The organism is Flavobacterium sp. (assembly GCF_041911335.1).
Classification (GTDB): Bacteria; Bacteroidota; Bacteroidia; order Flavobacteriales; family Flavobacteriaceae; genus Flavobacterium.
The window spans coordinates 1-20106 of record NZ_JAYRPD010000019.1 but is presented as its reverse complement, the minus strand read 5'-3'; the positions used below and the strand labels follow the sequence as shown (position 1 = coordinate 20106).

Below are 20106 nucleotides of genomic sequence, written 5' to 3'. Positions count from 1 at the left end.
ATAACAATATGAAAAAAATTATTTATACCGACAAAGCGCCTGCTCCTATTGGGCCTTATAACCAAGCCGTTTTAGTTGGCAACACTTTGTATACTTCAGGACAAATTGCATTAAACCCATCTACTATGGAGTTGGTTTTAGACGATATTGAAACCGAAACCAAACAAGTAATGGAAAACATGAAAGCCGTTTTAGCCGCAGCCGACATGACGTTTGAAAACGTAATTAAAACCACCATTTTCATCATGAATATGGGCGATTTCACAAGAATTAACGCTGTTTACGGAAGCTATTTTGACGAAGCCACAGCTCCAGCAAGGGAAACGGTACAAGTTGCGTGTTTACCAAAAAATGTAAATATTGAAATCTCAATGATAGCGGTTAAATAAATTTGCTACACTTTATAATTTGAAATCCTCGCAATTTTTGTGGGGATTTTTTTATATTAGCAAAACGTAATAACTTTATGACATTATTTTTGGTTATGTGTTATTTTGGTCAAATAAAAAGGTTTTATAGTTAATAATTATTAGATGAAAAAATAAAATTAACACGAGAAAGTGTCGCTATGGGAGATGATATTGATGCTCCTCATCTTTTGAAAATAGAAATCCAATCTAATTGGACAATTTTAGATATTCTAAAACACATTTTAAAATTAAATTACTTACCTCAAATATATGGAGGAAAAGCAACATGGAGTGTTGCTATAAATGAGCCTATAGCAGTTTTGTCTCAAGATAATTCTGAAAATCCAATGCTAATTTGTCTTCCAGATTATCCATATCACGAAACTTTAGGGTTTGTAAATATTGAACATATACATATTAATTATCATGCACAAAAAAAACCTACCGAAGTATATGAAGTTTTATCGAAGTTTAGAGTTAAATAATAGAATTAAAAACTAAACTTCATCCAATCCCATTAACAACAACTGAGCAGTAGCTTCATTTGTTGCTAAAGGTACATTGTGAACATCGCAAATACGAATAAGCATGTTAATATCCGCTTCGTGGGCGTGACTTGAGTTTGGATCTTTAAAAAACAATACCATTTTGGTTTTTCCTTCTGCTACACGTGCTGCAATTTGAGCATCGCCACCTAAAGGTCCTGAAAGCATTTTCTTTACTTTAAAACCGGCTGCTTCTGCCCTTCCACCTGTGGTTCCGGTAGCAATAATTTTTATATTTTCTTTCGATAAAATGGTTTTATTCTTATTTAAAAACTGCACCATATCGGCTTTTTTTCCGTCGTGTGCTATAATGGCTATTTCCATGAGTAAATATTTTCCTTACAAAGGTAAAAAGAAAAAATCCCAAATCAATTGCTTCTGATTTGAGATTTCAACTACTTTAAATTTATTTTATTTGTTTAAAATGTGATATTCAATTAAACCATCGATTGGTCTTCGTAACACATTCCCTATTGTTATTCCGCGTTTTTCTAAAACATTGGTTAATTCGTCTTTCAAATAAAAGGCAATTGAGCCAATAAAATGAACAGGAACTTCTTTGCAATTTTCGAACTGTTCAATATAATTTTCAACAAAAGATTCCATTTCTTTTTGAATCAATTTTTGGCAAAATTCAGTGTCTTTATGACGAATTAAAAACTTCGCAAAGGTTGCTAAATATGCATTTGGATTGGGTTCTTTGTATAAATTGTGTTTGATATAATCGGCATCTACATTGTATTCTTCTTCAAATTCTTGCGCCAATTCTTTCGGCATTTTGTTGAAGTAATAGGCACGAATCAAATGGCGTCCAAAACGATTACCTGAACAATCATCCATCGCAATGTATCCTAACGATTGTACTTTTTGATGCAACACTTTTCCATCAAAATAAGAACAATTTGAACCCGTTCCTAAAATACAAACAATCGCTTTTTCGTCTTTTGGTGTGGTAGCATAAACCGCTGCATACGTATCTTCGTGAACGACTACAACTGCATTTTTAAAATATTCTTGAAAAACTAACGTTAGAAAGTCTTTCATTCTATCGGTTCCGCAACCTGCTCCGTAGAAGAACAAGTGCGTAGCTTTGTCTTTGTTGTGAGAAATATCAAACTTATCTTCTAATCGATTGATAATTTCTTCTTTGTCTAGTACTTCAGGGTTTAATCCTAAAGTTTGTGTAGTGAATAATACTTTTCCGTTTTCATCAATTGCAATCCAATCGGCTTTAGTAGAACCACTGTCAACAAGTAATTTCATTTGGTTGGTGTTTAGTTTAGGGAGCAAAAAATCCCGCACACAAATGTAACGGGATTTTTTAAAGAAATATTATTTTAAACCAGCAACATGCACTGATAAATCAATTAATTTACTTGAATAACCATATTCGTTATCGTACCAAGAGACCAATTTGAAGAAAGTTGAGTTTAATCCGATTCCTGCTTTAGCATCTACTACAGAAGTTCTTGAATCACCCACAAAATCTTGAGAAACTACATCGTCTTCTGTAAATCCTAAAATACCTTTCATTGAAGTTTCAGAAGCATTTTTAAGTACTTTCATGATTTCTTCATAAGTCGTTTCTTTAGCTAATTTAACCGTTAAATCTACTACAGAAACGTCAACTGTTGGTACACGGAAAGACATTCCTGTTAATTTCCCGTTTAATTCTGGAATTACTTTTCCAACCGCTTTTGCAGCTCCTGTTGAAGATGGAATAATGTTTACACTAGCTGCACGACCGCCTCTCCAATCTTTCTTAGAAGGTCCGTCAGCAACCATTTGCGTTGCAGTTGAAGCGTGAACGGTTGTCATTAATCCTTCTACAATTCCGAAATTATCGTGAATTACTTTTGCTAAAGGAGCCAAACAGTTCGTAGTACATGAAGCATTAGAAACAATAGTATCTGTAGCTTTTGCTTCTGTATGATTTACTCCCATTACAAACATTGGTGCATCTGCTGAGGGAGCTGAAATTACCACTTTTTTCGCACCACCATCAATATGAGCTTGAGCTGTTTCTAAAGTGGTGAAAATTCCAGTACATTCTGCTACAACATCTACATCAACACTTGCATCGTCCCACTTGATTAATTTTGGATCTCTTTCTGCAGTTACACGAATAAATTTATCGTTTACATATAATTGTCCGTCTTTCACTTCTACTTTTCCATTAAAACGACCATGAACTGAATCGTATTTTAATAAATAAGCCAAATGATCTACGTCTAATAAATCGTTGATAGCTACTACTTCTACGTTATCTCTGTTGAATGTTTCTCTGAATACAATTCTTCCGATTCTTCCGAATCCGTTAATTCCTAATTTTACTTTTGACATTTTTATTTTCTTTAATTTACTAATTCATTATGATGATACGATATCGGATACTTTTACCAATTCCATATCGATTTCACTTTGTCCTTTGATGGCTTGCTCTAAAGGTGTTAAAGTAATTTTATCTTGATTTAAACCCACCATGTAGTTCGATTTTCCATCTAATAGCGTTTCCACTGCTTTAACTCCTAATCTTGAAGCTAAAACTCGGTCAAAACAAGAAGGAGAACCACCACGTTGCATGTGTCCTAAAACCGAAACACGAACATCATATTCTGGCATGTTTTCTTCGATGTAATCTTTTAATTCGAAAACGTTTTTACCAATTTTATCTCCTTCAGAAACTACGACAATACTTGAAGTTTTTCCTGAACCTTTACTTCTTTTTAACGATTCTACAAGGCGGTCTAAACCAAAATCTTCCTCTGGTATTAGAATTTCCTCTGCTCCTGCTCCAATTCCTGCGTTTAATGCAATGTGCCCAGCATCTCTTCCCATTACTTCTACGAAGAATAATCGGTTGTGTGAATTTGCGGTATCTCTAATTTTATCGATGGCATCAATTACGGTATTTAAAGCGGTATCATAACCTAATGTGTGACTTGTTCCATAAATATCATTATCAATTGTACCTGGGATTCCAATTACTGGAAATCCAAATTCTTCATTGAAAATTTCAGCACCAGTAAAACTACCGTCACCACCAATTACAACAAAAGAGTCAATACCAGCTGCAACTAAATTATCGTATGCTTTTTTTCTTCCTTCGGCAGTACGAAAATCTGCTGAACGAGCGGATTTTAAAATAGTTCCTCCTTTATTGATAATATTTTTCACATCACGAGGTCCCATTTCTTTGAAGTCACCTTCTATCATTCCTTGGTAACCTCTGTAAATACCTACACATTCCAAATTATAATAAGCACAAGCTCTAACAACTGCGCGAATTGCAGCATTCATTCCAGGAGAATCACCTCCAGATGTTAAAACACCAACTTTTTTAATCTTTGTCGACATATTATTTTTGATTGTTTATGTAAAGTTATAAAACGAAAAATTAAAAAACAGCGATTTTTGCTAACTATTTAATAATAGTGGCAAATTCAAACGTTTTCGTTAATAACTTTTTGATTTTTATACTAAAAAACTACGAATTAATCTATTTCAGGAACACGAATAGGTTCTGGTTTAATTGCCTCGGTTGACTTTGTTTTTCTTTGATTAATGAAATCGATAAACTCTGGTGGAAATTCAGAATCAGGTAAATCATCTTGCGATTTAGATGGATCTTTCTTCTTTTTATTTGTATTGAATATTTTTTGCATCATTTCCTTGAAGGTGTCAAACTCAACATTATAAGTAATTCCTAGACCTTGGGTATATCCAATTCCTTCTCCTACGTAATTAATGTCGTTTTCACGGTTAAATACGTGGGCGTTAAGCGAACCGTCTTCATTAATTTGAATTAAAACTTCTAAATTACCCACAATAACAGATTCCGTTACTCCACCAACAGGAACGTTTGCTTTACCGTTAATTGTAATTCTGTCGTTTACTCTTGTACTTAATGTAACACCAACTCGATCCGAAATTTCGGTTAATCTATTTCCTTGAGAATAATCTAAACCTAATTGCAAATTACTATCTTCATCTGCAAACAAGCCATTAATGATTGAGCTTGCTCCTTCAATTAACGAACCATAAGCTGCGTTTCCTCCTGATTCTGCTGTCACAAACGTTCCCGTAGCCATCAATGCAAAAGCCTGAGTTTGACGTGTATCTTTATCTTGTAATTTGTAATCTATTTCACTTTTTAAAACAGAACTCACTGTTGGGAAATCGATATTAAAATCAGGTTGCGGATTACTTAAATTTCCGTTAAGTAAAATAGTTACATTGGTATCCACTTTTCTATTAAAAGAAGCACTCTCAACTAAAACTGCAGGGTTTGCCATAGTTTTATAAGTTGCTTTTAAATCTAAAACTGCATTCATTGGTTGACCATCCCAACGAATTGTTCCTCCTTTTTCTACACTAAATTTTTTATCGATAATTCCTCCATATTTAAAATTATATTGCCCTTCTTGAACAATAAAATCGCCAAACATTTCAAATTTACCGAGTGTATTTATATTCATTTGCATAGAACCTACTCCAGTTCCTTTCATGGCATGACCTGTTTCACGGTTTAGAATAATCTCAATGTCAGCATCAGTGTCAATATCAAAATTGAAATCAAGTTCTAATCCTTGATATCTATTTTCTTTTGCAATTTTACCCAAGAGAGATTTTTGATATTCTTCCACCGTCATAAAGTTAATAAAGGAATTGTTTCCTAAATCTTCTTCATCGTTTACCGGAATTTTTATAGAAGTTCCTTTTTCAGATTCACCCGCAACTTTAATATTTAATGCATCTACAGAGCCTGTTATACTAGCTTTTCCTTTCATAAAAGCTGTTCCGTAATAATAAGCATCTTCTGAATCTTTAGTATCTAATGCTAAAATATTATCCGAAATCAAATGCAAATCGAGTTCCCAATCACCAAGATTTTCATGACGAATAGTTCCATCAATAACCCCTTTTGTTTTGTATTTGGTATCGGTAACTTCAATTTTTCGAAGACTAAATTGGTGTTCTGTTAAATCTACAATCGCATTTTTTTCGAAAGCATAATCAACATTCAAATAAGGAACTCGCATTCCTGCATCATTTAGATACAAGCGACCATCCATTTCTGGTTTTGTTAAAGAACCACCAATTGTGGTTCTTCCTGTTGCATTTCCTCTTACATCAGACAAAACACTTCCAAGTAACGAACCGAAAGGAGCTAAATTAAATTTTTCAAAGCCTGCTACTAAATCTAAACTTGATTGTTGTCCCTCAAAATTTATTTTTCCGTCCAAGAAAAAGTGCTCTTGACCTTCTTGTTTCAAACTGGAATTCACTTTAAACTGATTGAAATTTTCGTTTCCTTCTATTTTAAAATCTAAATCACCTAGTAAAAACTGATTGATCTTCAGACTATCAATTGTTAGATTTGATATCGGTTCATACTTATTTCTATCTTGTTTATAAGTAATATTTCCATTAATTTTTCCACCGAATGATAAACTATCTAATGCTGGTGTGACTTTATTCAGATCTACATCATCAAAGGACAATTTAAAATCTTTATAAGTGGAATCGCGCATGGTTCCAAAGAAATCAATCTTTTGGTCGTTATGCGATAAGGTTAACTTTTGGAAATCGAAATCTTTAAATTTTTTATCAAATACAATTTTATTGTCTTCCGTTTCTTCTTCGTTGATGAACCATAAATAATCTTTGAATTTTATCTCTGATTTTTTAAATCCAACAATAGATTGTTTGTCTTCATTAATAGTATGATACAAGTTCAAGTCATATGAATCTTGACTTTTAGGTCCGCCTTTAAACTCAGAACGAACAAATAATGTATCATTCAATGTAAGATTAATCAAATTGAAGTCTGCAATTTTATACTTGCTATTTTTAATTGAATCAACCGTAATGTAAGCATTATATAAAGGATTCTTATTGTCAATTTCAATATTTACATTTTCAATTGTATTTTCATATGCAATAATATTTGGCGAAGTAAAATCAAATACAAATTTGCCCTCATCACCACTTATTTTTCCTTTAGCTTTTGTGTTTTCGGATATTTTGACATCTGGTATAAAAACTTCAACAATTTTATCATAAATCGTTAAGTCAAAATTTATAAATTGACCTTTTTCTAATTTATTTGGAGAATAATTAGCATACAAACTTCCCAGTGCGTTTTCAACCATTCTTTGCACTTGGTTTACTTTGTATTTCCCTACAATTTGCCCTGTAATAATATCTGGAGAATTAATTTCAATAGTTCTAACTCGTTCCGCATCAAAAGAAGATGTTATTTCAAAATCATCAAAAAAGTACGAATCTTTACTATTTTGGTACGAAACATTATTAATTTTTAAAACTCCTGCCAAATCATCAATTGAATTTCCATCTGCTTTGAAATCGATTGTCCCTTTAAAAATAGAAATGGAATCTGTTTTATAGAAATTTAAAATATGTAAATCAGCATAGTCAATTTGGGCTTTAAAATCGTAGTTTTTAGCTTTTAAACTTAAATCAATAGTTCCATCAAAATCCATTTTCAAATTGGGATCATTACTATTGAAATACCCTTTATAGTAAGGCATTTTCATGCTTCCATCAACCGTAATGTTTTGATAATTATATCCGTTATAATAAAATTTATCAATTTTTCCTTTGATAGCTGTATTCAATAATTTTTGAGTGAAACCTTTTCCGTCAACATCTAAATCTAAAGTAGTTTTTCCAATCTGTTTTTCACTTAAAAGTGTTCCTAAATCAAAAGCGTCTAACTTAATATTTCCTTGATAGGAAGCATTATCAATAGTATTGATGTTTTGCATTGCTAAATTACCTTCTAAATAACCCAATTGCGATAACATCGAAACATCGGCATTGATGTATTTTTGAGTTAATTCTACAGCACCAGAAATATTTACATTTCCTAATTTAACCAAAACCGATGGTAAATTATTACCTAAAATTCGAGGTAAAATCGATTTTAAATCTTCGTAATTTGATGTAATTCGATCAAAGTTTCCTTTCATGTAAAACTCTTGATTTCCTTTTCCAAAAAGATTTCTAAAATTGGCAGTTCCAATAATCTCTGATTGATTCTTATCTACTAATTTTAAATTATATGTCGTGAAATTATTCAATGTTCCAACCAAATGCGTGTCAACATAAAAAATATTATTTTTACCGAATTCATTGTAAAAATAATTTAAATCGTTTGAAGCAATCGTAGCTTTATCAAACTGAACATCAAAAATAACTTTGTTATTAAAATCTGAAAAATCTTTTCTGTTGTACTTCAACTCTACTCTACCTTTCATTTCAGATGAAGGCGTTTTCATTACTAGTTGTTCTAACAATATATTTTTCTTGGTATACGTAAAATCAGCCGTAATATTTTCGACTAACAAACCGCGATGATCTTTGAAAGATAGCTTATCTATAAATGTATATACATTGGGACCTTTGATAAAGAAATCTTCGATTTTACCGTTTAATTGCGTAAAATCAAGCATTTTTGGCGTTTGAAGATTGTAATCGATGTATTGAAAACGACTATTATAAACCGTCATCTTATTCGCTTTCATTCTAAATTTACCTGAAGAAGGAGAGCCATCATCAAAAGCTTCAATGAATTTATCTAAGTTCGTATAATCTTCGTTTTTGTAATTTACAATTCTAACATCCATTCCATGCAATAAAACATCTTTCAAATAAGGATGCCCTGGGTCGTAAATTTTCTTAAAACTTAAAATTGACGTATTTAATTTCTTGATATAAAACAACGTATCTTGATGATGATCTAAAACTAAAACATCACCAAGTTTTACGCTTCCAAAAGGCGTAATAGCAACTTTTCCTATCGTAATATTTGTTCCGAAAGACTTATTTAAGCTATCAGTCGCATATTTTCCTAAAGCAGTTTGCACAAATGGCAACGACAAAAGAATACCCAATAAAAGAAACAGCAATAAAATTGCGATTAGGGAACGAAATAGTATTTTTTTAAATTTTTTGATACGTTCTTTTGTTTTAAATTTGCTACCAATTATTTAACTGGGTGTATAATCCAACAAAAATAAGGAAATTTGTAAGATAATTACAATATCCCTATTCCAAATTTCATGCCTAAAATGTCAGAAAGAAAAATATATACTTTAGCCATCGAAAGTTCCTGTGATGATACGTCCGCAGCCGTACTTTGTAACGATGTTGTTTTGTCTAATATTGTGGCGCGACAAGCGATTCACGAAGAATATGGTGGCGTAGTTCCAGAATTAGCTTCGAGAGCGCACCAACAAAACATTGTTCCGGTAGTAGATGTTGCTATAAAAAAGGCTGGTATTACCAAAAACGACTTAAATTGTATCGCTTTTACACAAGGTCCGGGATTAATGGGTTCGCTTTTAGTGGGTGGTTCTTTTGCAAAATCAATGAGTATGGCTTTGGATATTCCGTTAGTGGCAGTAAATCACATGAAAGCGCATATTTTGGCGCATTTTATTGATGAAGAAGGTTTTGATAAACCAACTTTCCCTTTTTTAGCGTTAACTATTTCAGGTGGACATACGCAAATTGTGAAAGTGAATAGTTTTTTTGATTTGGAAATTATTGGAGAAACTACTGATGATGCGGTGGGCGAAGCTTTTGATAAATCGGCTAAAATCTTAGGACTTCCCTATCCTGGTGGCCCTTTGATTGATAAATTTGCGCAAGAAGGAAATCCGAAAGCGTTTCCGTTTACCAAACCAAAAGTAGATGGTTTGAATTTTAGTTTTAGCGGTTTAAAAACTCAAATTTTATACTTCATACAGAAAAATGTAGCTTTAAATCCAAATTTTATTGAAGAAAACAAAGCCGATATCTGTGCGTCAATTCAATACACCATTATCAATATTTTAATGGACAAGCTAAAATTAGCTGTTACTGAAACTGGAATAAAACAAATTGCTATTGGCGGTGGTGTTTCTGCAAATTCAGGGATTCGAACCACATTGAAAGAAGCAGAAAAAAAATACGGTTGGAAATCCTACATTCCAAAATTTGAATACACAACCGATAATGCAGCTATGATTGGAATTGTAGGTTATCATAACTTTTTAGAAGAAAATTTCAGTCATGCTGATGTAACTTCTAAAGCACGAATTGAATTTTAAAACTATGAATAAAGTTTTCTTTCTAATCTTGATTTCTTTAACAACTTTTGGTCAAAAAAAACCAGAAGATTTTGGATATAAGTATATCAGATTAGATTACAAAAAAACCAAAGTTGATGTTTTAATTCAATCAAAAAAAGGAGAAGAAAATACAAAAAAACCTTTATTTTTTTTCTGCCAAGGAAGTATGCCGCAACCTTTGTTAAAATATGATGAAACTGGATTGTATGGTACCTTTCCTTTTGATGTTAACGATTTTTTAGATGAATTTCATGTAGTTATAGTTGGAAAACCAGGTATTCCTGTAATTTCTAATGTTAAAGATCTAAAAAATAATTATCAATATTTAGTTGAAAACGACAATGTACCAAAAAAGTATTCCGATAACAATTATTTAGATTATTATGTTAATCGAAATGATTTTGTAATCAACAAATTATTGAAAGAAAATTGGATTTCAAATAGCAAATTAGTTGTCGCAGGACATTCTGAAGGAAGCACAATTGCAGCCAAATTAGCAACTAAAAATGATAAAGTAACCCATTTAATTTATTCTGGAGGAAATCCTTACGGTAGAATTTTAAGTATGCTTCAAGAAGAAGTATACAAACGAAAAAATTATGATTTGATTGAATATTGGAAATTTGTTGTTGAAAATAAAGATAATTTAGATTATAACGGTGGTGATACTTACAAAGCTACTTATGATTTTTCTCAACCCTCAGCTATTTATCTTAAAAAACTTAAAATTCCAGTTTTGATTACTTATGGCACAAAAGATTGGAATGCTCCTTACAACGATTTATTACAAATTGAAAGTATTCAATCTAATTTGAAAAATTTAACGTTCAAACCTTATTTTGATGTAGAACATAATTTTTTCCCAGTTAATGAAAATAGAGAACCAAACTATGAAGTTTATAATTGGGAGAACGTTGGAAAAGATTGGAAAATTTGGTTAGATAAAAATTAAAACAGTATGCAACTATTCTATAATTCCGACATAAAACAAGGCGCTACAACTTTCTTTTTTGACAAAGAAGAAAGTAAACATATAGTTAAAGTTTTACGTAAAAAAGAAAGTGATATAATATTTATTACTAATGGATTAGGTTTTATATTTGAATCGGAAATTATTTTAGCTTCTGAGAAAAAATGCGAAGTAAAAATCACAAAAGAAACCTTCCAAGAACCTGATAAATTTTACACGCATATTGTAGTTGCTCCAACTAAAATGAACGACAGATTAGAATGGTTTTTAGAAAAAGCAACCGAGATTGGTATTCACGAAATCACGCCAATTATTTGTGATCATTCCGAACGAAAAGTATATAAAGTTGATCGAGCTGAAAAAATCATTCAAGCTGCAATGAAACAATCGCTTCATTATTATATTCCAAAAATTAATGAACCTATTTCATTCGCACAATTTGTAAAATCAAATATCGGCGGACAAAAATTCATTGCACATTGTGAAGAAACCGATAAAAAATCGTTTAAAAACGAAGTCAAAAAAGATGAAAAAGTCACCATTTTGATTGGTCCAGAAGGTGATTTTTCAACAAAAGAAATCAATTTGGCCATTGAAAATGAATTTATTCCTGTAACTTTGGGAAACACAAGGTTACGAACAGAAACCGCAGCTTTAGTAGCTTGCCATACAATTGCAATGATAAATGAATAGAATTTTAGTCCTTATTATATTAGTATGGAATTTGGGATTTTCCCAAGAAATTGCTGTTGCAAAATATTCAGGTGGTGGCGATTGGTATGCGAATCCTACTTCTTTACCTAATTTGGCTAAATTTTGCAATCAAAATATCAATACTAAAATCAACACTAAAATTGCTACTGTTGAAGTTGGAAGTTCGGAGATATACAACTTTCCATTTGTACACATGACAGGTCATGGAAATGTTGTTTTTAGTACGAATGATGTTATAAATCTTCGCAATTATCTTACTTCAGGAGGATTTTTATATATTGATGATAATTACGGTATGGACGAATACATTCGAAAAGAAATTAAAAAAATATTTCCTGATAATCCATTAACGGAAATTCCTGCTAATCATATTTTATTTCAAGAACCTTTTAATTTTTCTGGTGGATTACCCAAAATTCACGAACATGACAATCAAAAACCACAAGCTTTTGGAATTTTCATCGAAGGGCGAATTGTTCTTTTATACACTTATCAAACAGACTTAGGAGATGGTTGGGAAGACGCAGAAGTACACAATGACCCTATTCAAGTTAGAGAAAAAGCACTAAAAATGGGTGCTAATCTTCTAAATTATGTGTTTAAAAATTAAACTCTACCAAAAATATTACAAAAAACACAAAACATAATCAAATTCACACTATTTTGATGCTTTTTTATATTATTTAATATTTTTTTACAAAAATATTTTTTTTATTCATTTTTTTTGTCATAATATTGCCACACTATTAATCACCAAAAACTAACTATTTATGAAAAAAATCCTTTTATCAGCAGTTTCTTTACTGTTATTGGTTTCATGTAGTAATGATGAAACAAGTTCTTCAACAGATTTAGCTACAACAGCACACAAACACCACAGAGGTTGCGCTTCACATGAAGTTCATGAGCAACAATTAAGAGAAAATCCAGGATTAGCTGCAAAAATGCAGGAAATTGAAAATTTTACTCAAAATGCTATTACAAACGGAAGACTTGTTAATGGAAAAATTGAAATCCCTGTTGTTGTTAACGTACTTTACAGAACCACTGCTGAAAACATCTCTTTGACTCAAATTCAATCGCAAATTGATGTATTAAACAAAGATTTTAATGCTTTAAATAGTGATTTCAATCAAGTTCCAACAACATTTTCAGGTGTTAAAGCTAATGTTGGAATTTCATTTGTATTAGATGCTGTTTATAGAAAATCAACTACAAAAACATCTTGGGGAACTCGCGATGCAATGAAAAAATCAACTCAAGGAGGAATCAATCCTACTTCACCAACTACTAAGTTAAACTTATGGGTTTGTACAATTGGTGGTGGAATTTTAGGTTATGCTCAATTCCCAGGTGGTTCTTCTGCAACTGACGGAGTTGTTATTGATTCTAAATATTTTGGAACTACTGGAACTGCAACAGCTCCTTTCAACAAAGGAAGAACTGCTACACATGAAGTAGGTCACTGGATGAATTTAAGACACATTTGGGGCGATGCTACTTGCGGAAGCGATTTAGTAAGCGACACACCTACTCACAATGCAGCTAATAACGGAATGCCTGTATTCCCTCACTACTCTACTTGTACAGGAACACCTATTGAAATGACTATGAACTATATGGATTACACAGATGATGCTGGTATGTACATGTTTTCAAACGGACAAAAAAGCAGAATGTTAGCTATTTTTGCCTCTGGAGGATCAAGATTTTCATTTGCGCAGCCATAATCAAATGAAACATTTAAGTTAATTAGGAAAACTCACCATTATTTGGTGAGTTTTTTTTATTTTAGCAAAAAAGAAAATAAATGACTTCAAAAGAATTATCCTACGGAATTGTTCGAGCAGTTGCGGTAATTGCTGCCATTTTACTTCTGTTGTTATTCTTGTACAAAGTAGCAACTGTAATTGTTTACTGTATAGTTTCAGTTGTATTTTCGCTTTTACTTTATCCTTTAGTATTGTTTTTAAGACGAAAACTAAAATTCAGAAACACACTAGCGGTAGTTGTTTCTTTACTATTGGTTATTTTTTTTATATCTGGAATTGTTTTACTTTTTGTTCCTTTAATTATTTCGCAAGGTGAAAATTTATCGCTTTTAGATATTAATTCACTTGAAAACAATTACAATAGATTATTAAATGATGTAACTATATACTTAGGTTCTCATAACATCGATTTACAACAAATTGCTAAAAGTTCAAACCTGACATCATTTTCGAATTTTGAATTTATTCCAAATTTCTTAAATAATATCGTTAGTACCATTGGAAATATCGGAATGGGTTTTGCTTCGGTGCTATTTATTTCTTTTTTTATACTTAAAGAAAGAAGTTCATTTTCAATAGCTTTCAAAAATGTTTTACCTGTAAATCAAAAAGAAAAAGTTTTAAATTCCGTAGAAAAAATAAACGAAATGCTTTCCAAATACTTTTTAGGATTGCTTTTACAACTATTTATTATTTTAGTTTTATACTTCATTGTATTTCTAATTTTTGGAGTCGAAAATGCGCTAATAATTGCACTTTTATGTGCTGTTTTCAATATTGTTCCTTATGTAGGTCCAATTATCGCCACTTTTGTAGCCGGAATATTAATCATGATTAGCAGTATTGGAACTGGTGCTGATTTTAGCACAGAAACTTTGCCAACAACTATTTATGTTTTAATCGGAATGTTCATTGTACAATTGATTGATAACAATGTCAGTTCTCCTTTAATTTTTTCAAAAAGCACCAATTCGCATCCTTTAGAAATCTTTTTAGTGATTTTGATTGCTGGAATTTTATTTGGCATTACCGGAATGATTATAGCAGTTCCTTTTTACACTTCATTAAAAGTAATTGGAAAAGAATTTTTACCGGAAAATAGAATCATCAAAGCCCTTACCAAAAACTTATAGTTTTGAATTTAGAATCTCTTTTACAAACTGAAATACAAGATTTTATCAACAAAAATCTGAATGAAGATACCTCGAAATTAGCTTTGAAGAAAAATCCATTTACCGAAGTGAATTATTCGGTTATCATCAATCAAATTATTGCTAAAAAGAAAGCTAAAGACAAACTTCCAACTTGGTTTTCAACTGAAAATATTATTTATCCTGAAAAAATTTCCATTGAACAAACTTCGTCAGAAACTACAGCAAAATATAAAGCTTCATTAGTTTCAGGTGAAAAATTAATCGATTGCACGGGAGGATTTGGTATTGACGATTACTACTTTTCAAAACAATTCAAAACCGTTATTCATTGCGAATTAAATGCTGATTTGTCTAAAATCGTAAAACATAATTTCGAAGTTTTAAAAGTTTCAAATATCGAGTGTTTTCATGGCGATAGCTCAGAAATTTTAGAAAATTTGAATCAAAAGTTCGATTGCATTTACATTGATCCTTCAAGAAGAAATGACGCAAAAGGTAAAGTTTTCATGTTAGCCGATTGTTTACCAAATGTAGTCGATTTACAAGATTTTTATTATCAATTCACTAATACTATTTTAATCAAAACGGCTCCTATTTTAGATCTTCATGCTGGATTATTGGAATTAAAAAATGTATCAGAAATTCACATTGTTGCTGTGGATAATGAAGTAAAAGAATTGTTCTGGAAAATTGAGAAAAATTTCAATGAATCGCCAGAAATTATTGCAGTTAATTTAGAAAAAGAAAAACAAACGATTACCAAAATTGAAAGTACAAAATCCTATTTTGCTTCTAATAGTTTACCAAAAAAATATCTGTACGAACCCAACGCATCTCTAATGAAATCAGGCGGATTTGAAGCGGTTTCCGAATTGTTTGCTGTTGGAAAATTGCATCAACATTCGCATCTATATACTTCGGATGAACTTATTGATTTTCCTGGAAGAAAATTTCAAATTGATTCGATTGTTCCGTTTCAGAAAAAAGAAATTTCACAATTTATCCAAGGCAAAAAAATGAATGTTTCCACACGAAATTTTCCCATAAAACCAGAAGAAATCAAGAAAAAATACAAAATTACAGATGGTGGAACAGTTTTTGCTTTTTTCACCACAAATATGAATAATGAAAAAATAATTTTACTTTGCACCAAATTATAATCCAAATGAAACACCTTTTATCGCTGCTATTGTTACTTACACTTAGTGTTAACGCTCAAAAAAAAGATTGTATTTACGATATTGAAGAAAAAACAGATTCAACCTCATTAAGAGTTTTACCAAACGTTTTAATGCACGAAAAAATATTTGGGAACACCAATGAATACCTATTCTTTGCTCTTTTAAACGACAATGGAACTCCAATGTTAAGCATTCAACAATTACAAAAAAGCAAAGATTTCATCAAGACAAATTGCATAGCTAAAAATTCAAAAATCATCTTACAATTAATGAATGGAAAAATCATAAATCTTATTAGTTCCGACGAAGAAGCGTGTAGTGTCTTAACCTATGATGCTAAAGAAAACAATAACATTCGTGTTTTAGATGGTTATTTTTACTTCACCAAAACCAATTACGAAGAATTAAAAAATAGTCCGATTAGTTTAATGCGTATTCAATTTGCAGGAGAAACAAAAGATTATGTATTAAAAAGCGAATTAAACTCAGAAACATTAAAAACAACTTCTAAACCTGATAGTTATTTTATGCAGTTTTTAAAGTGTGTGGAGTAGAGAAACGTCGTTCTAAGGCTTGATTTCATTAGTATTGAACCAACACCAAGCCATTATAAATATTACAAAACATTCCATTCAGCAGCGGATTTTCCTATGAAAAATCCAAAAATAGCAATTGTAACTAAACGGCTGTTGTCAGTAGCATTTATTTTTGTTCTGTACTTACTAGTTTTAACTCTCCGTTCTCAATTTTCCAAATTTCAACTTCAATAATTCTGTTTTTATTAGGTTGAGTTATATGTCGTTCAATAAGAATTGGAATTTCATTTTCTAGTTTGTAATAATCTTTGTAAAACCGAATATAATCTTGCCATGATGAAATGATTATTTTTTTTTCATTATCGAATTCAGGAAATATAATTTTTTCATAGTCAGTATTTTTTTCAAATAATTGAGTTTTTGGATTAAAAATCCAATATAGGGATGAAATTATATCGTCCGGAATAAATTTAATGATTCTAAAATCTAACTGATTATCGAAATTTACATCTTCAATTTCAATCAAGCTTTTATTATTTATGAATGAATAAAAATAATTTTCAGTTGGTATTATTTCTTGAATAAATTCTCCGTTTTTAAAGACAATAATTTTACTGATTTTACATTCACTAATTTTACAATCTTTTGTTAGATAAAATGAAAATTCTCCTTTACTATATTCTAATATCTCTTGAGAATAAAATTTAATTGAAAGTAAGAAAGATATTATTAGCAGAGTTTGTTTCATATTACTGGTAACTTTTTAATATCCTCAAATATATAAAACATTTATCGAAACCAAACCATTTCAGGAAACTACTAAAAACAAAAAAGCCTTGCAAATGCAAGGCTTTTTGTGATCGCGCCAGGATTCGAACCTGGGACCTACTCATTAGAAGTGAGTTGCTCTATCCAGCTGAGCTACGCAACCTATTATTTTTTTCGTCGGGGTGGCAGGATTCGAACCTGCGGCCTCCTGCTCCCAAAGCAGGCGCGATAACCGGGCTACGCTACACCCCGAAAAAAACAAAAAAGCGGAGAGACAGGGACTCGAACCCTGGCGACGGTTACCCGTCGACAGATTAGCAATCTGCTCCGTTACCACTCCGGCACCTCTCCTATTATTGTTGTAAGAACTTATCTTTTTTGCGGTTGCAAATGTATATTTTCATTCTTAAATATACAACATTTTTGGGAGATTTTTTCAATATATTTTTATAATTTTTCAAAAAACACTTACAATCAATACTATAGCATTTCAATAAAAACCAAACCAAATTATAGAAATCTAAATAAAATCGATTTAATGATTAGAATAACCTTGAAAACCTTGCCTCATTTCGAATAAAAATAGTAAATTCGCAATTCAAATAAAAAACCTTTCTATCATGACTAAAAAAGTAGTTATTGTTTCTGCCGTAAGAACTCCAATTGGAAGTTTCATGGGAGCTTTATCTAGTGTACCTGCTACAAAATTAGGTGCTGCTGCCATCAAAGGCGCTTTAAATAAAATCAATTTAGACCCTAAATTAGTTGACGAAGTTTTAATGGGTAACGTAGTTCAAGCTGGAAACGGCCAAGCTCCTGCAAGACAAGCCGCTTTATACGCTGGTTTATCTGAAAATGTAGCTTGTACTACTGTTAATAAAGTTTGTGCTAGTGGTATGAAAGCCGTTATGCAAGGTGCTCAAGCTATCATGGCTGGAGATGCTGAAATCGTAGTGGCGGGTGGTATGGAAAATATGAGCTTGATTCCTCATTACGTTCACTTAAGAAACGGTGTGAAATTCGGACCAACTTCGTTAGTAGACGGAATGCAAAAAGACGGTTTAACTGACGCATACGATAACAATGCTATGGGTGTTTGTGCTGACTTATGTGCTTCTGAATACAACATTACAAGAGAAGCGCAAGATAACTTCGCAATTCAATCGTATGAGCGCTCTGCGGCTGCGTGGGAAGCTGGTAAGTTTGATGCAGAAATTGTTCCAGTAGAAGTTCCTCAAAGAAGAGGTGACGCAATCGTAGTTTCTAAAGACGAAGAATTCACGAATGTGAAATTAGATAAAATCCCTTCATTAGCTGCTGTTTTCACAAAAGAAGGAACTGTTACAGCGGCTAATGCTTCTACTATTAATGACGGAGCTGCGGCTTTAGTTTTAATGAGTGAAGAAAAAGCACAATCTTTAGGATTAAAACCTTTAGCTTACATTAAATCATACGCTGATGCGGCTCAAGAACCAAAATGGTTTACAACTGCGCCTGCAAAAGCATTACCAAAAGCATTAGACAAAGCAGGAATTTCAATTTCTGATGTTGATTTCTTCGAGTTTAACGAAGCATTTTCTGTTGTAGGGTTAGCTAATGCTAAAATTTTAGGATTAGATAACGATAAAGTAAATGTAAATGGTGGTGCTGTATCTTTAGGTCACCCTCTAGGATGTTCTGGAGCTAGAATTATTGTTACATTAATTAGTGTTTTAAATCAAAACAATGCAAAATTAGGTGCTGCTGCAATTTGTAATGGTGGTGGCGGTGCTTCTGCAATTGTAATTGAAAGAGCATAATTTATAATTTTTACTAATGATGAATTTTGAATTTTAACTACATTTGTAATTAAATTCTTAATTCATCATTTTTTTATTCAGACCTGCATGTTTGGAATTTGTAATTTAGCCATAATACCTGTAAGAGCAGAAGCCAGTGATAGAAGCGAACAAGTTTCGCAATTACTTTTTGGCGAACACTTTAAAATTATCGAAATGACCTCAAAATGGGTTCAGGTAGAAATTGCATATGATAGTTATGTAGGTTGGATTGATAGCAAACAATTTCAAGTAATTAGCGAAGAACATTATAATATCTTAAACGATACTCCTATAGTTCTAAATGCTGATTTAGTTGAATATATTACTACTCCTAACAATCAACTTACATCAATTACCTTAGGTGCTTCATTATCATTTTTAGACAATGAAGAAATCAACAATCAAAAATACCATTTTGAAGGCGTAAAAGTTTGTGGTAAAAAGGATAAATCTGAATTAGTTAAAACAGCATTTATGTATTTAAATGCACCTTATTTGTGGGGAGGAAAAACTCCTTTTGGAATAGATTGCTCTGGCTTTACCCAAATGGTTTACAAATTAAATGGTTATAAACTTTTACGTGATGCCTCACAACAAGCAACCCAAGGAGAAGCCTTAAGTTTTATTGAAGAAAGCGAACCAGGTGATTTAGCATTTTTTGATAATGAAGAAGGTAATATTATTCACGTTGGAATCATGATGGAAAACAATTACATCATTCATGCTTCAGGAAAAGTTCGAATAGACAGATTGGATCACCTTGGAATTTACAATGCAGAGACAAATCGTCATACACACAAACTGAGAGTAATTAAAAAAATCATATAAAAAAAATCCCGATTTTAAAAGAGGGCACTGAAAAACATCGACTATTTTGATTAGTGACGTTTTTAGTCAATAAAAAAACGCTTGTAACAGGATTTTAAACATCCGTTATAAGCGTTTTCTTTTTGCGACTGTTTTTTATTGTAGGTTGTATAAGTTTGTTTTTGGCTTTTACAGGTTGTTTTTTCAAAATACCTGAGCAGATTGCGTTTTCTACATTAATTTGAGAATTCTTTTTAAGTTTACTGTGAATATTGCTATTGCACCTTGC

18 protein-coding genes and 3 tRNA genes are annotated in these 20106 nt (G+C 31.6%); 12 read left to right on the top strand and 9 right to left on the bottom strand.

Translation table 11 applies throughout. The features are described from left to right. Nucleotides 1-8 precede the first annotated feature (8 nt). Together ACE3PD_RS02100 and ACE3PD_RS02095 are read left to right on the top strand one after the other, a co-directional pair. Complete coding sequence (locus tag ACE3PD_RS02100; RefSeq protein WP_374399074.1) at nt 9-389, top strand: RidA family protein; 381 nt, start codon at nt 9-11, stop codon at nt 387-389. Nucleotides 390-568: 179 nt separating this feature from the next. Then, complete coding sequence (locus ACE3PD_RS02095; RefSeq protein WP_374399072.1) at nt 569-895, top strand: hypothetical protein; 327 nt, start codon at nt 569-571, stop codon at nt 893-895. A gap of 12 nt (nt 896-907) precedes the next feature. Here the strand turns inward: ACE3PD_RS02095 and ACE3PD_RS02090 are convergent, their stop codons facing one another. The 5 genes from ACE3PD_RS02090 to ACE3PD_RS02070 form a co-directional block, all read right to left on the bottom strand. Beyond that, nucleotides 908-1279 (bottom strand): methylglyoxal synthase, encoded by a 372-nt coding sequence (locus ACE3PD_RS02090; protein WP_374399070.1) that lies wholly within the window; start codon nt 1277-1279, stop codon nt 908-910. An 87-nt stretch (nt 1280-1366) separates the two neighbouring features. After that, nucleotides 1367-2218 (bottom strand): BadF/BadG/BcrA/BcrD ATPase family protein, encoded by an 852-nt coding sequence (locus tag ACE3PD_RS02085; RefSeq protein ID WP_374399068.1) that lies wholly within the window; start codon nt 2216-2218, stop codon nt 1367-1369. Between the two features lie 69 nt (nt 2219-2287). After that, on the bottom strand, nt 2288-3298 hold the full coding sequence (gap, locus tag ACE3PD_RS02080) for a type I glyceraldehyde-3-phosphate dehydrogenase (protein ID WP_374399066.1): 1011 nt from the start codon (nt 3296-3298) through the stop codon (nt 2288-2290). Between the two features lie 27 nt (nt 3299-3325). Continuing rightward, entirely contained in the window at nt 3326-4312 is a 987-nt protein-coding gene (gene pfkA / locus ACE3PD_RS02075) for a 6-phosphofructokinase (protein ID WP_374399064.1), read from the bottom strand. Nucleotides 4313-4449: 137 nt separating this feature from the next. Further along, entirely contained in the window at nt 4450-8889 is a 4440-nt protein-coding gene (locus ACE3PD_RS02070; protein ID WP_374399062.1) for a translocation/assembly module TamB domain-containing protein, read from the bottom strand. A 162-nt stretch (nt 8890-9051) separates the two neighbouring features. On the opposite strand from ACE3PD_RS02070, the gene tsaD reads away from it, so the two are divergent. The 8 genes from tsaD to ACE3PD_RS02030 all read left to right on the top strand — a co-directional run bounded on the left by tsaD (nt 9052) and on the right by ACE3PD_RS02030 (nt 16440). Beyond that, nucleotides 9052-10074 (top strand): tRNA (adenosine(37)-N6)-threonylcarbamoyltransferase complex transferase subunit TsaD, encoded by a 1023-nt coding sequence (gene tsaD, locus ACE3PD_RS02065; RefSeq protein WP_374399060.1) that lies wholly within the window; start codon nt 9052-9054, stop codon nt 10072-10074. Nucleotides 10075-10078: 4 nt separating this feature from the next. After that, a complete protein-coding gene (locus ACE3PD_RS02060) occupies nt 10079-11047 on the top strand; it encodes an alpha/beta hydrolase family protein (protein ID WP_374399058.1) in 969 nt (322 codons plus the stop codon). A gap of 6 nt (nt 11048-11053) precedes the next feature. Then, the gene (locus tag ACE3PD_RS02055; RefSeq protein ID WP_374399056.1) at nt 11054-11758 is read left to right on the top strand and encodes a 16S rRNA (uracil(1498)-N(3))-methyltransferase; all 705 of its coding nucleotides are present in this window, start codon (nt 11054-11056) and stop codon (nt 11756-11758) included. After that, nucleotides 11751-12389 carry a DUF4159 domain-containing protein gene (locus ACE3PD_RS02050; RefSeq protein WP_374399054.1) on the top strand — a complete coding sequence of 213 codons (639 nt, stop codon included), beginning with the start codon at nt 11751-11753 and terminating at the stop codon, nt 12387-12389. Before ACE3PD_RS02055 ends, ACE3PD_RS02050 begins: the two co-directional genes overlap by 8 nt. Nucleotides 12390-12549: 160 nt before the next feature. Beyond that, on the top strand, nt 12550-13509 hold the full coding sequence (locus tag ACE3PD_RS02045) for a zinc metalloprotease (protein ID WP_374399051.1): 960 nt from the start codon (nt 12550-12552) through the stop codon (nt 13507-13509). 80 nt (nt 13510-13589) lie between these two features. Next, on the top strand, nt 13590-14684 hold the full coding sequence (locus ACE3PD_RS02040; protein WP_374399049.1) for an AI-2E family transporter: 1095 nt from the start codon (nt 13590-13592) through the stop codon (nt 14682-14684). Between the two features lie 2 nt (nt 14685-14686). Continuing rightward, nucleotides 14687-15865: a class I SAM-dependent methyltransferase gene (locus tag ACE3PD_RS02035; protein ID WP_374399047.1), complete on the top strand. Its 1179-nt coding sequence runs from the start codon at nt 14687-14689 to the stop codon at nt 15863-15865. Between the two features lie 5 nt (nt 15866-15870). Continuing rightward, nucleotides 15871-16440 (top strand): hypothetical protein, encoded by a 570-nt coding sequence (locus tag ACE3PD_RS02030; protein ID WP_374399045.1) that lies wholly within the window; start codon nt 15871-15873, stop codon nt 16438-16440. 148 nt (nt 16441-16588) lie between these two features. Here ACE3PD_RS02030 and ACE3PD_RS02025 read toward each other — a convergent pair whose 3' ends face one another. The 4 genes from ACE3PD_RS02025 to ACE3PD_RS02010 form a co-directional block, all read right to left on the bottom strand. Beyond that, a complete protein-coding gene (locus ACE3PD_RS02025; protein WP_374399043.1) occupies nt 16589-17170 on the bottom strand; it encodes a nitrite reductase in 582 nt (193 codons plus the stop codon). Between the two features lie 109 nt (nt 17171-17279). Then, nucleotides 17280-17353, bottom strand: a tRNA-Arg gene (locus ACE3PD_RS02020). A gap of 14 nt (nt 17354-17367) precedes the next feature. Continuing rightward, a tRNA-Pro gene (locus ACE3PD_RS02015) sits at nt 17368-17442 on the bottom strand. 15 nt (nt 17443-17457) lie between these two features. Continuing rightward, nucleotides 17458-17541, bottom strand: a tRNA-Ser gene (locus ACE3PD_RS02010). A 269-nt stretch (nt 17542-17810) separates the two neighbouring features. Between ACE3PD_RS02010 and ACE3PD_RS02005 the strand changes: the two genes are divergently transcribed. Together ACE3PD_RS02005 and ACE3PD_RS02000 are read left to right on the top strand one after the other, a co-directional pair. Next, nucleotides 17811-18989 carry an acetyl-CoA C-acyltransferase gene (locus ACE3PD_RS02005; protein WP_374399041.1) on the top strand — a complete coding sequence of 393 codons (1179 nt, stop codon included), beginning with the start codon at nt 17811-17813 and terminating at the stop codon, nt 18987-18989. Between the two features lie 87 nt (nt 18990-19076). After that, complete coding sequence (locus ACE3PD_RS02000) at nt 19077-19838, top strand: NlpC/P60 family protein (protein WP_374399039.1); 762 nt, start codon at nt 19077-19079, stop codon at nt 19836-19838. Nucleotides 19839-20106 lie beyond the last annotated feature (268 nt).